The 15,099-nt window shown below is 58.5% G+C and carries 11 protein-coding genes and 1 riboswitch; of the genes, 4 read left to right on the top strand and 7 right to left on the bottom strand.

From position 1 onward, the window contains the following. Positions 1-10: 10 nt before the first annotated feature. Complete coding sequence (locus ACYUCQ_RS11765) at positions 11-682, top strand: hypothetical protein (protein ID WP_460254723.1); 672 nt, start codon at positions 11-13, stop codon at positions 680-682. Between the two features lie 42 nt (positions 683-724). Here ACYUCQ_RS11765 and ACYUCQ_RS11760 read toward each other — a convergent pair whose 3' ends face one another. The 5 genes from ACYUCQ_RS11760 to ACYUCQ_RS11740 form a co-directional block, all read right to left on the bottom strand. After that, positions 725-1,279: a cob(I)yrinic acid a,c-diamide adenosyltransferase gene (locus tag ACYUCQ_RS11760; protein WP_460254722.1), complete on the bottom strand. Its 555-nt coding sequence runs from the start codon at positions 1,277-1,279 to the stop codon at positions 725-727. Positions 1,280-1,301: 22 nt separating this feature from the next. Then, positions 1,302-2,198: a cation diffusion facilitator family transporter gene (locus tag ACYUCQ_RS11755; protein WP_460254721.1), complete on the bottom strand. Its 897-nt coding sequence runs from the start codon at positions 2,196-2,198 to the stop codon at positions 1,302-1,304. Between the two features lie 48 nt (positions 2,199-2,246). Next, complete coding sequence (locus ACYUCQ_RS11750) at positions 2,247-4,193, bottom strand: TonB-dependent receptor plug domain-containing protein (RefSeq protein WP_460254720.1); 1,947 nt, start codon at positions 4,191-4,193, stop codon at positions 2,247-2,249. Positions 4,194-4,383: 190 nt separating this feature from the next. Beyond that, positions 4,384-4,589: riboswitch (cobalamin riboswitch) on the bottom strand. Continuing rightward, entirely contained in the window at positions 4,553-5,938 is a 1,386-nt protein-coding gene (locus tag ACYUCQ_RS11745) for an ATP-binding protein (protein ID WP_460254719.1), read from the bottom strand. Its footprint overlaps the riboswitch before it by 37 nt. Positions 5,939-5,954: 16 nt before the next feature. Further along, a complete protein-coding gene (locus ACYUCQ_RS11740; RefSeq protein WP_460254718.1) occupies positions 5,955-7,229 on the bottom strand; it encodes a penicillin-binding protein activator in 1,275 nt (424 codons plus the stop codon). Positions 7,230-7,237: 8 nt separating this feature from the next. Between ACYUCQ_RS11740 and rsmI the strand changes: the two genes are divergently transcribed. Further along, the gene (gene rsmI / locus ACYUCQ_RS11735) at positions 7,238-8,143 is read left to right on the top strand and encodes a 16S rRNA (cytidine(1402)-2'-O)-methyltransferase (RefSeq protein ID WP_460254717.1); all 906 of its coding nucleotides are present in this window, start codon (positions 7,238-7,240) and stop codon (positions 8,141-8,143) included. Positions 8,144-8,181: 38 nt separating this feature from the next. Here rsmI and dapE read toward each other — a convergent pair whose 3' ends face one another. After that, on the bottom strand, positions 8,182-9,303 hold the full coding sequence (gene dapE / locus ACYUCQ_RS11730) for a succinyl-diaminopimelate desuccinylase (protein WP_460254716.1): 1,122 nt from the start codon (positions 9,301-9,303) through the stop codon (positions 8,182-8,184). Next, positions 9,303-10,148: a 2,3,4,5-tetrahydropyridine-2,6-dicarboxylate N-succinyltransferase gene (locus ACYUCQ_RS11725; protein WP_460254715.1), complete on the bottom strand. Its 846-nt coding sequence runs from the start codon at positions 10,146-10,148 to the stop codon at positions 9,303-9,305. Before ACYUCQ_RS11725 ends, dapE begins: the two co-directional genes overlap by 1 nt. A gap of 168 nt (positions 10,149-10,316) precedes the next feature. Between ACYUCQ_RS11725 and ACYUCQ_RS11720 the strand changes: the two genes are divergently transcribed. Then, complete coding sequence (locus tag ACYUCQ_RS11720; RefSeq protein ID WP_460254714.1) at positions 10,317-11,228, top strand: diguanylate cyclase domain-containing protein; 912 nt, start codon at positions 10,317-10,319, stop codon at positions 11,226-11,228. Positions 11,229-11,472: 244 nt separating this feature from the next. Then, entirely contained in the window at positions 11,473-15,090 is a 3,618-nt protein-coding gene (locus ACYUCQ_RS11715; protein WP_460254713.1) for a Hint domain-containing protein, read from the top strand. Positions 15,091-15,099: the final 9 nt, after the last annotated feature.

The following is a 15,099-nucleotide window of genomic DNA, read 5'->3' as shown; positions in this document are numbered from 1 at the left end:
TGTTAGCGAAATGGAGCAGGTCACTAACCCCCTCGCACAGAGTCTCGCCGACCGCTTCACCGCGATCGCGCACATGCTCCGCAAAACCCTCGGCGCCCCCGACTACGCCCGCTTTAATCTTTCGCTCAAGTGGGCCGTCTGGCACCGTATTTCCGCTCTTTCGCTCCGTTTTCGCGCCCTCGCCTGCAATCCCCGACCCATCCGCGAACGGAAACCCCAGCCCAAAGTTCAAACCGCGCCCGAATCAGCAGAAGCACCAGCACCAACCCCTCCAACTGGCGCGAAAAAAAGCAAACTGCCGGCGCAAAAGGGCTGGCTGCTGCAAACATTCCCTGGCCACCACATCCCCTACGTCCGCGGTCACCTGATCCGCTTCCTCGAAGACCCCGAATTGTCGCTCCTCCACGCCGCAAATCCCCGCATCGGTCGCGTGCTGCGCCCCATGTGCCACATGCTGGCGATCCCGCTCCCCGCTTACCTCAAATTACCGCGCAAGCCCCGCAAACCGGAGCAAAAACCGGCGCGCAAACCAGCGCGCAAACCAGCGCGGCGGAGCAAAAAACCAGAGCCAACATTTTACGACTACATGCTGGCAAAATACCCTCCCGCTCCGCCACGCCCCACGCTGCCCGGCCACATCTACGCACCCCCCGCCCGCGCAAAAATCAACTTCGAGCGTTAGGCGCATAATTGCGCGCTAATTGTTACGAGAGCAAAATGAAAATTAAGCGGCGGGCACCCAGAGCACATCGTCGCGCCCGTCATGATTGAGCACGCGGGCCAGCACGAACAGCAGATCGGATAATCGGTTCAAATACGGGATCAGCAAGGGCGAAATCGGCTCCAGCGCGCTCAACGCCACCAACTCGCGCTCCGCCCGCCGCACCGACGTTCGCGCCAAATGCGCCCGACACGCCGCCTCAGTCCCACCAGGCAAGACAAAGCTCATTAATGGTTGCAATCGATGGTTGTATATTACGAGATTTTCATCTAAATACGCCGCGTACCGTTCATCAATCTGGGGTCCGCTGCGCCGTTCGCCCGGCGTCGCTAAATCAGCCCCCAAATCAAATAAATGATTCTGCACCCGCCCCAGCACATCGCTAATCGCCGCGTGATCCGCGCAAGCCGCCCGCAGCAACCCAATCGCGCTATTGGCCTCATCCAACGCGCCAAAGACCTGAATCCGCGCGTGATCCTTGCGCACCCGCGCCCCATTGGCAAGCGATGTTTCCCCGCCATCGCCGCCGCGCGTCGCAATCCGATCCAATTTTACCATATAAGCTCCTGTTTCGGTCCGCTCACCTGAGCAACACCCCTTCGCGCTTCGCCTTACCATCTGGCTCGACATGAATAGTAATCACGACGCCCGGCATTTCCAGCTTCAGCGCCGCCTCAATCCGATCACAAATCTCATGCGCCGCCGCAACACTCATCGTCCCCGGCACCACCAAATGAAATTCCAAAAACCGCGACGTCCCGGCCTCGCGCATCCGCAAATCATGCGCCTCAATCGCCCCGGCTCCATGCGCGCGCAGCAAAGCCTGCACCCTCGCCGTCACCTGCGGCGAGGGGGCGCGGTCGAGCAAGGTGCTCATCGAGCGAAACACCGTCCGCACCCCAATCACCGAAATCTGCACCGCCACCAACGCCGCAATAATCGGGTCGAAAATCGGCAAATTAAACAAAATCGCCGCCCCCAACCCCACCAGCACCCCCAGCGTCGTCACCGCATCGGCAACCAAATGCGCCGCATCCGCCGCAATCGCCGGATGCCGCCGCGCCGCACCCGATTGGTGCAAAAACAGCGCATAGAGCGCATTCAGCGCACCACCCATCCCATTCAAACTCAGCGCCAGCACCGCATGGCGCGGCAACGCCGGATGGCTAATCTCCGAGAACACACGCTGAAAAATCAGTACGGCGGCCACAATAATCATGCCACCCTCAGCCACGGCGCTAAATAATTCCGCCTTGGCATGGCCATAAGGATGCTCGCGATCCGCAGGCTTCGCCGCCGTGCGCAACGCATAAGCCAGCAAAATTGCCGCCGCCACATTCACCAGCGACTCCAACGCATCCGAATAGAGCGCCGTGCTCAAGCTGATATGCCAAGCCAGCAATTTCATCGCAAACACCACAAACCCTAGGGCAATACTCCCAAGAGCCAGGCGAAACGGGGTCAGGGTGCGCATCATCTCCACGCACCCTGATACCAAGAAGCCGCCCGCGATTATAGCCTGCGCTTACAGCCCAAACCGCCCGCGCAGCCCAAACAGAAAATTCTGCCCCGGAATCTGCAACCCATTCACCGGCTCAAACCGTGAATTGGTCAAATTGCGCCCATTGGCGAACAAAGTGATCGCCCGATTAATCCGGTAACTCACGGTCAAATCGGCAATCGTGCCCGCCTTCGCCAGCCCAATGCCGGACGGATAGCCGTTATTCGCATAAAGATAATCCGAAAACCGCCCAACATACCGCACCACCGGCTCAATCGTCAGGCGTGGCAGCGGTCGAACATCCAACACCAGCGATCCGGCATTTTCCGGCCGGCGCAAGAGTTCCGTCCCCGCCGCCGGATCGCGGGCAATCGTGCGAGTATAATTCAAATGCGCCGTCAGCCACGGGGCGGGCCGCAAATCCAGCGTCGCTTCCACCCCATGGATCTGCGCCTGGGCAATATTCTGCTCGGTCGAATTGCCATTGGCCAAATAGGCAAACTCGATCAAATCCTTGATGTCATCATGAAAATAATTTGCCCCCAGCGTCACCGCCCGTGCGTGTCCCCCTAGTGTCAAATCGGTGGTAAATCCCGCCTGATAACCAATGCTGCGCTCAGGATGCAGTGCGGGATTTCCCTGATAGCCGTAACTATCCACCCCGTATAAATCATAGAGCGAGGGTGCCAGAAACCCGCTGCCAATCGAAGCGCGAAACCGTGTTGCCAACATCGGCACGGCCAGCACCGCCCCTGCCCGCTCGGTGAGCACATTGCCATAGCCACTCACCGCGTCATCGCGCACGGCCCCTTGCAGCGACACATCCCGCGCAATCACCGTCTGCACCCCCACATGGCCGGAGGTGGTCGTCTGCGCGGCATTCACCGTCGATAGATAAGGCGAGCCAAAGAAACTCTCATTCAAATCCTGATAGGCGGTATCGCGTTTGCGCACGATTCCAAACACCACGTCACTCGCACGGAACGCTCCTGCATCCGGCAAATGCACAATATTATTGAACTGGATCGTGGTGCGATCGCCGCGATAGGCACTATTCCCCGCAAACCCGTTCGGATCGAGCGGATCAAGCAAGGTCAGATAGCGCCGATCATCCTGGCTATGCGCTACCACCAGCGAGGTCACCCAATGGCGCGTGAACAAATGCGACTTGATCCCAAACCGGATAAACAGGTTCGAATCATAGCTATTCTCATACGGATCATCGAAAATCGGATAGCCCAAATCCGGATAGATCGTCCCGTCCTGGCGTGCGCGCACAATCAATGAAATCCGCGTACCCGCCACCGGGCGATAGCCGAGATTGACCGAGGCTAATTTATACCGAAACGGATCACGATGCCCCGCATAAACACTCAGTCTGCGTGCGGTCGCATCAAACCCCGCCTGCTCAATGGTCGAGAGCGTCAACGCATAATCAAAGCGCCCGGTCGCGCCCGATAAGGTGGCGCTCGCCTCGCCCTGGCCGGGAAACCCGCCACCCACCGTGTAATCGATATGCGCTTTGCCGTGGCCGCGCTTGCTGATTAAGTTAATCACCCCGCCAATCGCGCTCGAGCCATAGAGGCTCGACATCGGCCCACGCACCACTTCAATCCGCGCCAAATCGCCAATGCCGGCATTGCCGAAATTGAAAGCACCATTCGCCACCGAGGGGTCATTCACCGGCACCCCATCGCGCAGCACCAACACATCTTCCGAATTCGCCCCCTGCACAAACACCGAAGCCTGATTACCCGGCCCGCCCGAGGGCACCACCATCAATCCCGGCACCGTCTGCAGCGCCTGGGTCAAAGTGGTAATCCCGCGCCGTGCCATTTGCGCCGCCGTAATAATCGTCACATCCGCTGGCGTGTCGCGCACTGGCGTCGGCACATAGGAAGCCGTGACGCTCTGCACCCGCACCGAGTATGATGTCGCGGCGGGCGCGGACACGGTTTGGGCTTGTGCCATAACTGTAAATACAGTAATACTAACAAATGACCACCCCATCACCCGAGGCGATAACATTTTACGCGAGAGAAAAAACATCGATACGCTCCGCATCCATGCGCCCAACCATGGCAGGGCGCATCACCCACAGGACGACCGATGACATTGGGACTTTACCCTTCGCATCTGGTGCACCCCGCCCAGATCCGCGCCGTTGGTCTCGATGAGGGCCGGTCTCCTGGCTCATGGGTCATCGGCCTCTCCCGCCTTCTCACCGGTTCAAAACCAAACCGGCAATGGCCTTCAGGGAGCGCCTTACCATTCACAGTTGCGGGGGCAGCCACAGCTTCGCCGCGTTAACGGCGTTCTGTATTCCCGTTTCAACCCTTGCGGGTCACCTTCATCTGCGTCTCCGTTAACCCTTTCTCCACCTCCGGTGCAAGAGGCAGCCAAACCCGGCATTTGGTGCCAACATGTTCCACGCTTTCAATCATAAACCGCCCCCGGTGGCGCGATACCGCGTGTTTTACAATGGCAAGCCCAAGCCCGGTCCCGCCCACCGTGCGGCTACGCCCTTTATCCACCCGATAAAACCGCTCAGTGAGCCGTGGAATATGGTCGCGGGCAATTCCCGGTCCGTCATCGATCACATCGATCAAAATGCCCGGCAACGGCAATTGTTCGGTCGGCGTCAGTGTGGTCTGTATCGTCACCGTCCCACCGCGCTTGCCATATTTGATGGCGTTATCCAGCAGATTGGTGAAAACCTGGGTCAATTGCCCGGCATCGGCGCGCAAATCGGGCAGCCCATCGAGCAAGCTCAGCTCCAGCCTAGTTTCTTGCTGGTCGAGCAAGGGAGCCATAAAGCCCGCCACCTCCTGCAATACCTGCACAATCGACACAAGCTGCTCAGGCGGCTGATGTTCCATCATTTCAATCCGCGACAGGCTGAGCAAATCCGCAATAATGCGCTGCATCCGCTCCGCCTGCTCGGCCATGATCCCCAAAAATTGCTGACTAGCCTCAGCATCCCCCGCCGCCGGCCCGCGCAGCGTCTCGATAAAGCCAATCAAGCTGGTCAAGGGGGTGCGCAGCTCATGGCTCGCATTGGCCACGAAATCCTGGCGCATCCGGTCCAAACCGCGTTCCCGGGTGCGATCACTGAGCAACAAAAACAGCGGCGCGCTTCGTCCGTCCGCCGCCCGGATCAGCACCGCATCCAAATCGCGCGGCACCGGCGCCGCCAAATTGATCGATACGCGCACCGGCTGCTCCGCCATCTCCGCGTCAATAATCGCCGCCCGAATTCCAGGGTGGCGCAGCAACGCCTGGGCATCGGCGCCAAAGGCCCGTTCGGCGGAGGGGTTTTGCCATACCACGCGCCGCGCCCCGCCCTCATGGTCCAGCCGGAACAACGCATCCGGCAGCCGATCGAGCAACGCCTGGTTCGCCGCCGCCGCTGGCACCAGCCGGTTGAGCTTGTCGCGTTCCACGGTGATGGCACGAATGGCGTTCAGGGCCAAAATGCTCAGCCCTGGCGTGACAAAATGCAATTGATCGAGCGAAGCATCTTCAATCGATCGCCGAAACGCGGCCAGATCGCGCGCCAGAATCAACCCCGCCCCGCCCGACCACAAGGCGGTGCCGACCAGCCCGATAATGCCAAGGCGCGGATGCAGCATGCCCGAGACCAGCAAAGCCACAATGGCGAGCGCGGGAATCGCCCCCAACCAGACGGTAATCGTAACGACCGGGCGCGATGGCATGGCGATGAGGGCCGTCTCAGCCGGTCGGCGTGGTCAGGCGCAACGGCGCGGGCGACACAATTGTCGGCCCGCCGGGCGTCACTTTGAACACCGCCAGCCCCCGCCGCACATGACCATTATCCAGCAACACCAGCACACCATCCGTGCCCAAAAACCCGGTTGGGTTGGTCAATACGCGGGTGGTGAACCCACCCTCATGGGCCGCCAACACCGCAATCGCCGCCCCATCGAAGGCCACATCATCCAGCGCCGGCGGCGCGCTGCCCCCGTTAGCGGCTTCAAATTTCTGCACAAAGGCCGCCCGCAGGGCCGGGTCCGGTGCCGCATAAATCGCCCCGCGCAATCCATCATGCGTCGCCATCGATGTCGCATCCTGCGCCCACAGCATCGGCCCGGCGAGCTGCACCGCCGGCGCGCCGACATCAAAATACGGCAATAACGTGCCCATCTCAGCGAGTTGTTCGCCCGTGGCGGCAAGCAGCAAGGTATCAAACGGCGGCGGTGGAATCGGCTCGCGCGATAATTTGGCGGCCAGCAGCCGCCCCGCTTGGTTATCCTGATCGCGTGCCGTGCGGATCCGCGCCTCCAACCCCGCACCGCGACCATCGAAATCGGAGACGGATCGCACTGTCGCCGTCAGGCTGGAAAAATTACCATTCTGATAAAACCCAATTTGCGGCGAAGGTTCACCCAAATGCTGCGTCTCGTCACGCAAGGCCGTCGCCATGATCTGCCCGAACGCCGTCTCCGGCAAAATCGCGGCAGTTCGCGTGCGGCCATGCTGAGCCGCAAAGCTGATCACCCGCCGCACCTGCTGCCCCGGCGAAATCCCCAAAGTCCAAAGACCGGGCGCGTCCAGCGTCTCATCATTGGTGAAGGCCAGCATATTCACATCCGCCTTCTGCGCAATCGGCGCAACGGCGGCGGTTTCGTCCTTGGTGAGTGGCCCCAGTATCAGGCCATCGCCCGCCGCAATGGCCGCCTGCGCGGCCTGCGCCGCACCGGTCGGTGTGCCCCCGGTGTCGCGCACATCCAATTTAGGTGCGCCCGGTTCCGCAAAAGCCAGCTTCGCCGCCTGTTCCATCGATTGCCCAATTGAGGCCAGCGGACCCGACAGCGGTAATAACAACGCAACGCCGCCCCCGCGCTGCCCGGTCTGCGTCGGGCCGGCCATCGAACTTGCCATGGGGGTGCCATTGGCGCTCATCGCGCCAGGCGCGTAATAGGGTGCTTGCGTGCCACAGGCGGCGAGGCCCAGGCAGGATGCAAAACACACACTCAACCGTATCATGGATCGACGTGACAGCTGAACCTCCTACAATCCGTATCAATGAGTCCGAGGCACGTCGCCCCGCACTGGTTCTCGTTTCAACGCCGATTGGTAATCTCGGCGATTTATCCCCCCGCGCGCTCGCCGCCCTGCAGGACGCCGATGCTATTTTATGCGAAGACACGCGTCATACCATGACTTTGCTCGCAGCGCACGGTCTGCGCCGCCGATTGATCGCCCTGCATGATCACAACGAAGAGCAGCGTAGCGCCGGGCTGATCGCCGCCATGCAGCGCGGCGAGCATTACGCCCTGGTCAGTGACGCAGGCGCGCCACTCATCGCCGATCCTGGCTATCGCTTGGTGCGGGCCGCCCTGGCGGCTGGCCTGCCGATCAGCGCAATTCCAGGCCCGAACGCGGCGTTGATGGCCCTTGCTTTGTCTGGTTTGCCGCCCCAGCCCTTTCTGTTTCACGGGTTTTTACCACCCCGCTCCGGCCAGCGCCGCAGCGCCTTCGCCGAGATTGTGGCGGCCGAAACGGCGGGTCTGTCAGCGACATTAATTTTTTATGAAGCCCCGCACCGGCTCGCCGGCTGCCTGCAGGACGCCGCTGAAATTCTGGGTGATCGCCCTGCAGCGGTTGCGCGCGAATTGACCAAACGGTTCGAAGAAGTTCGCCGCGACTCGCTGGCTGCCCTCGCGCAATTTTATACCGAGCTGGCGCCGCGTGGGGAGGTCACCTTGATTATCGCGCCCCCCGCCGGACCAACGGTGCCCTCCGAACAAAATCTGGATGAGGCGTTACGGGCCGCCCTGCGCACCCAGCGGGTTCGCGACGCGGCGAGCAGCGTCGCCGAACGCCTCGGCGTGCCCCGCAATCGCGCCTACCAGCGTGCGCTGTTACTCCGTTCGACCGACGATGCAGAACCCGATTGATCAGCGCGCAACAGCCTGAGAGTCAGCGGGAGCGGCGCTCAGGCGCGAAACCAATCGGCGAGTAGCGCCGCGTAAATCGTGCTGAGTTCTCGCAATTCCTGCACCGGCACGGCTTCATCATTGCGATGCATTCGGGTGCCGACCAATCCAAACTCCGCAACCGGACAGTAGCGGCTGATAAAGCGCGCATCGGATGTGCCGCCGCCAGTGTCTAATCGGGGCACCAGCCCGGTGACCGTGCCAATGGCCTTGGTGAGCGTGTCGGTCAGCGGACCCGCCTCGGTGCGAAACGCTTCACCACTCACCTTAATCGCAATTTGCGCCTCTGGCGCGTATTCAGTGACTGTGGTGCGTATCCAAGCGTGCAGCGCCGCGCCGGAATGCAGATCATTGAAGCGAATATTCAGCCGGGCGCGTGCCTCACCGGGGATGACATTCCCCGCCGGATTGCCCACATCAACACTGGTGATTTGTAAGCTCGACGGTTCGAAGTATGCCGTTCCTTGGTCTAGCGCGGTGCCGCGTAAGGCTTCGAGAGCGGGTAATAACCGATGCAGCGGGTTATCAGCGCGGTGCGGATAAGCCACATGCCCTTGGATGCCGCGCACGGTAATCTCAGCGGAAATACTGCCCCGTCGCCCGATTTTGATGGTATCGCCCAGTCGGGCCACCGATGTTGGCTCGCCAACGAGGCACGCATCTGGCATCGCCAGGCGCTCGGCGAGGCTTTCAAGAATCCGCACCGTGCCATCAACCGCCTCACCCTCCTCATCCCCGGTGACCAACAGGGTTAGCCGCCCCAATCGTCGCCCGGCATTGCGATGTTGGGTCAGAGCCGCCACAAAGGCGGCAATCGCCCCTTTCATATCAACGGCACCGCGACCGTGCAGCATGCCGTCTGCAATGATGCCCGCGAACGGATCCTGCCCCCAACCTTCGCCCGCCGGCACAACATCGGTATGGCCGGCGAAGCCAAGATGGGGGCCATCCCCGTTTAAGGTCGCGATGAGATTATGCACCACCCCGTCGCGGCGATGCTCGATTGAAAATCCGAGAGGCAATAAGGCAGCTGCCAGCACCTCCTGCGCGCCCGCGTCATCAGGCGTGACGGAGGGGCAACGCAGCAAGGCCTGCGCCAGCGGTAGCGGATCTGGGTTCATTAGGCCCGCAGTAAATCATTGATCGCGGTTTTGGCCCGCGTGCGCTCATCAACGCGTTTGACAATGACGGCGCATGCGAGAGCTGGCCCCGGTGACCCGTCCGGCAGAGGTTTGCCCGGCAAGCTTCCCGGCACCACCACCGAGTAGGCCGGCACCCGACCATAGAAAATTTCACCGGTCTCGCGATCGATGATTTTGGTCGATGCCCCGATGAATACCCCCATCGCCAGCACCGCGCCGCGTTCGATAATCACGCCTTCCGCCACTTCCGAGCGGGCGCCAATAAAGCAATGATCCTCGATTATCACAGGGGCCGCTTGCAACGGTTCCAAAACACCGGCGATGCCAACGCCACCACTAATATGGCAATGGGCGCCAACCTGCGCACATGACCCGATCGTTGACCATGTGTCGACCATTGTGCCGGCACCCACGCGTGCTCCAACATTGATGAAACAGGGCATCAATACCGCACCTGGCTCGATAAAGGCGGAATGGCGAACGACGGCTCCTGGCACAACGCGAATCGCCGCACTGGCAAAGCGCGTCCTGTCCCAATCGCTAAATTTCATTGCGACTTTATCAAACACAGGCGCTCCGCCTGCGCCGGGTAATGGCGCATTATCGGCAATCCGGAACGACAATAATACGGCCCTTTTGAGCCAGTCATGGACGATCCATCCATCAGGTCCAGGTCCAGGTTCAGCGATGCGCAGGCGCCCCGAATCAAGGCCCGACAGGGCCGCCTCGATCGCCATGCGATGCGCAGGCTCGGCGCGTAAATCAGGGCTGTCGCGTCGGTCCCACGCGGTTTCGATGGCGGCACGCAAGTCGATGTCGTTCATGGTTCAATCCGTGAAATAAGGTTGTGCCGGACCATGGTGACGCGGCGCCAAACTGTCAATTGCACGCTAACGATCTATTCACTTTTTTCGGTCAGCTTAGGGTGAGCAACGCCACTAAAGGATCGATCTAATGAGTTTGCACCAATATAGGCAGTTGGGATCCAAAGGATGAACAATGTCCCGGATTTTCAACTGAGGCTCGAATCGCTGCATCGGCTGATCTTGAGTCTCTCTGGTCTGCCTGATGCACGAACCGCTGCGTCGGCCTGCTGTGCGTTGATTGCAGCTGATCTTGGCGATGCTGGTGTTGCACTGGTTCGCCATGAGCCGGGCCGCGCTGGCGATGTGGTGTTGGCAGATTATCCGAGTGGGCTTGGCGTTGATGGTGCGGGCCGAGCCGAGACAATTCGTGCGGCCTCGCGGATGCAATCAGGGATTGCAATCGAACTGCAAGCATGGCGCAGCGCTGGTGATCGCCGATTCGCGCCAGCGGATCGTCAGCTTTTGACGGCTTTGGTCATTGATATGGTCGGATTTGCTGATCGGATTGAAAGAGTCATCGAGCCGATTGCCGCTAGCCCGCTGGATGAGGAGACCGGATTATGGCGGTTGCGCCCCTTTATCGATCAAATTGAACGGCGGTTGGATCGGCTAGATGTTGAAGATCGGGCGGGGACCATGCTCGCATTCGGTTGGGTGCGCAGTGATGGTCTCGGCAAAGTTGAGGCGAATGCGGCTGTGGTGCGGGCCTCTGTTGAATGTTTGCGCGACATGTTGCGGCCGACTGATTTGCTGGGTCGCGTGGCGCCGACGCGCATTGCCGCCTGGTGCGACGGCATTGATCATTTGATTGGTGCTGAACGCGCTGATCGTATTGCAGCTAAGCTGCAAATGCTGTTGGCGGAAACGGGACGCCAGGTGGCGGTCGGCATTGCCACGCGCTGGCCGCAATCGGGCGATGACCCCAGCAATGTGCTGATCCGGGCTCGCGCTGGCTTGGAGCGCGCCCGTTTGGCAGCGGCGACAGCGGGGAAACCGGCGATTCGCGTTTGGCAGGACGACGCACGCGAGGGCGTGTGACAGCACGCGAGCGGACCAGAGTTTCGCCTGTGCCGATGCCATGTGATCGCATCGGCACCATTATAAAATTATAGACAATGTCGTCCGAATAAATTATATCACGACTCTGTTATGCGTGATCGCGGGCATTGTTATCGATTGGTGTTTGTATCTTCCGCTCATTGTCCTGATCGATGCGCATGCGCGTGTATCCGGTCTTTTTGGCTCAGAGTTGGCTATTAACCTGATCTCTAGAGGTTGAACCATGTCCGAGACGATTACGGGATATCAAACATCGGTCCAGACACTCAGCGCGCTCACGCCGTTTGCCAGTATCGTGGGTACAATTAATGCGTATGGCTCCGTTGGCATCTATCCAATTAATCAAGGTTCCGGGACCAGCGTGCAGGAGACGATTGAAGCGGCATTATTTGGCGCTGCCGGCACAATTTTTACAATCAATAATAGTGGTATAATTGAGTCTCATGGAGCGAATACAAATAATCCCTATGATCTAGGCGTGTTTTTGGGCGGAAATGGCTCGCTTACCAATGCAGGCACCATTGCGGGCGCCAGTGGTGTTGCGATGCTGGGTACGGCCACAGCAGATTATCTGAATAATCGTGGCGTTATTAACGGATCGATTGGAATTGGCGCTTATTTGAAAGGTGCTGCCAATTTGTCGAATAGTGGCGTGATTGAGGGTATTCAGGGCGGATTACAAATCAATGGGTTTGCTACTCTCTCAAATTCGTCGCTCGGCACAATCAGCTCGACACACCATCAAGCTGTGCAGCTCGGTGCGGGTGGTGCGCTGACCAACGCCGGGTTGATCCTTGGTGGTGCTGCGTTCGGTGCTGGTGGCACGGCTAATAATGTGGGTCAGATCACGGTTACAGGGTCGGGTTCGCAATCAAATTATGCGGGACTTTATTTTAAGCTCGGGGGAACGGCGACCAATAGTGGCACGATCGTGGCCGAAAACGGCATTGTGTTAGACCATTATACGGGTACGTCCGGGTCAGGCTATGTTAGTTTTGTTGGATATGTTGGCAATCATGGCTTGATTAACGCCAATGGAACGGCGAACGCGACCTCCGGGGCCTCGGCGGGCTTTCTCAATGCGGGTGTCGGCATTTACCTTGCGGATCCGGGTTCCGTGGTCAATGCGGGGGTTATAAATGCCACGCATGCGGGTATCGTGGTTGAACGCGGGCCGGGTCAGGTCACAAATGCAAGCACTGGTGCGATCACGGCGAGTGCAGGTTATGGGGTCTATTTGCAAAATGGGGGTTATTTTCTCAATCAGGGGACGCTGAGTGGCGCAAGGGATGGTGTGATCGCGCAGGGGGCTCTCGCGATTATGAATGACGGATTAATCGAGGCTACGGGGCCTAAATTTACTATTAATGGCACAGTTTTTAATCCCTTTGCGATTGATTTGATACAAGCTGGGAGTATCACCAATACAACGACGGCTGTCATCAGCGGTGCGCGTGGAATCGAATTCCAGGGAAATTTGGGGTCTAACAATAATTCACTCGATAATGCGGGAGTGATTACGGCGACGACCGGTGCTGGCGTGTATTTTCTTTATGCGGGAAATGCGCATAATAATGGCACAATTATTGGAAATCATGCTGGAATTGTCTTTATTCAGTCTGGTGATCTGATCAATAATGGTTCTATTGACGCAACCGGAACGAGTTTTTCCAATACAAGCGGTTCTCATATTGCATTCGGGGTCGCTGCAACCGGCGGTGGAACCATTACCAACGCCGTTGGCGCTCACATATCAGGCTATGGTGGCGTATATCTTTCAAATGGTTCTGGATATTTGAATAATTTAGGGACCATCACAGGTATTGACCCGGCAGGCGTGGGGCTGGGGACAAGTGCGTCGCTTTCAAATCAAGGATTGATTACGGCTGGCCCCTCTGGCGCCGGTATCGCCATATCATTCGTTGATTCGATGACCAACCAGCCAGCAGGCACAATCTATGGTGGTGCATCGGGCGTTTTTGCATCAAATAGTTCGTTTCTCGGCGTAACGTTGTTTAATAATGGCAAGATTAACGGCGGCCAATTCGGCATCGATTTGCAATCTGGCGGCACCGTGGCGAATTATGGTGCCGGTCTGATCACCGGGGCGACTGATGGGGTGCTCGTTGGGTTTCCAGATGCGTCGATCACCAATCATGCAAATATTGTTGGTGGCGTTGGTATTTTGATTTCTGCCAGCAGTCTTTCAACCGGCGCCATAGTTCAAAATTTCGGCACGATCACCGGCACGCAGGGTGTTGCAGTAGATTTTGTTGGGACCAGTTCAAGTAACTTTGGTGAACTCATATTTGATCCAGGTGCGGTGTTCAATGGAGCGGTCGATGTCGCCAACGGCATGGGCTTTCTTGATTTGGCTTCAGCGGCGTCGGTGGGAACCTTAACGAGCTTTGGGTCAGGTTTTAGCGGATTTTCCTCAATCGTTATTGAATCTGGCGCAACATGGAATATGGCAGGAATCGAAAATCTAACGGCGCGTTCGGCTGTATTGGTGGTAAGCAATAATGGCACGATCGTTGAAAACTCAAATGATTTTCTTACGATTTCAGGTTCAATCATGGGGCAAGGCGCAATTCAGATTGATCGCTCGTCCTTGACACTTGATGGTGCCGTTGCATCGGGTCAATCGGTTTTATTTGCCCAAACCGGCGATGTGCTGGCTTTGGGGGATGCGAGTGGATTTAGTGGAACAATTTCTGCTTTCACGCTTGGCGACACAATTGAGCTGACCAATATCCCAAGCAGTGCGATCACGGGTGAGAATTTTGCGTCAGGCGTCTTGACGCTCAATGAAGCGGTTGGATCGATCACCCTGACCTTTGCTAATCCTTCGAGCTTTAACAGCGAGGCTTTCAGCCTGACCGCCTTGGGGGCGACGGCAACCGACATTTCGCTTGGTGCGCCATGTTTTGCGGCGGGAACGCGAATTTTGACCGTGAACGGGCCAGTTCATGTTGAAGATTTAGACATTGGTGATCGGGTAGTTCTGCATGGCGGTGGTTCCGCCCCGATAGTTTGGCTTGGGCATCGTCACGTGCAGATTGATCGTCATCCACGGCCCGATGCTGTTCGTCCTGTGCGGATCGCTGCGGGTGCAATTGCGGATGGGGTGCCGCAACGTGATTTGGTGGTTTCACCCGATCATGCGATTTACTTAGAAAATTGTCTTATTCCGGCCAAAGCGCTGCTTAATCAAACATCGATCAAGACGGTTAATCCTCGCTCTGTGACATATTATCATGTCGAACTGGCGCGTCACGCTGTCATGTATGCGGAAGGTTTGCCGGTGGAAAGCTATCTTGATACCGGCAACCGTGCCGCATTCGCCAATGGCGCGAGCGTCGTCACACTCCACCCTGATTTTGATTCACCGTGCCTCGATGGTCAAACATACCGTGAAATTGGGTCTTGTGCGAAGCTGGCGGAGTCCGGCCCGGCGGTTGAGGCCGTGCGGCGCAATATCCTCGCGAGAGTGGGTGGCGCTGCTTCCTCTGATCCGTGTTTGCGCCTTAATTCTTGTGCCAGTGGTGGAATTTGGGTGCTTAGCCGCAGCGTGATCCCTGGTTACAGCACGCCTGATCCACGTGACAGGCGCCGGCTGGGGGTGAAAATCGCTCGTATCATCGCAAATGGCGAAACGATCCCGATCGACCATCCTTTGTTGACGCAGGGTTGGCACGCAACCGAACCGGAAGGCAGGTGGACGACGGGCCGAGCGCTCATTCCTGCGAGTCTGGTTCAGGGGCGGGCGATTGAGTTGGAGATTTGCAGTGTCCTCCATTATCCGGTGACGAGCGGTTCAGCGCGCCGCCGCACCGGATAGTGGATAGGT

The organism is Acidiphilium sp. MT5, assembly GCF_054767495.1.
This window is presented reverse-complemented; position numbering and strand designations above follow the sequence as displayed.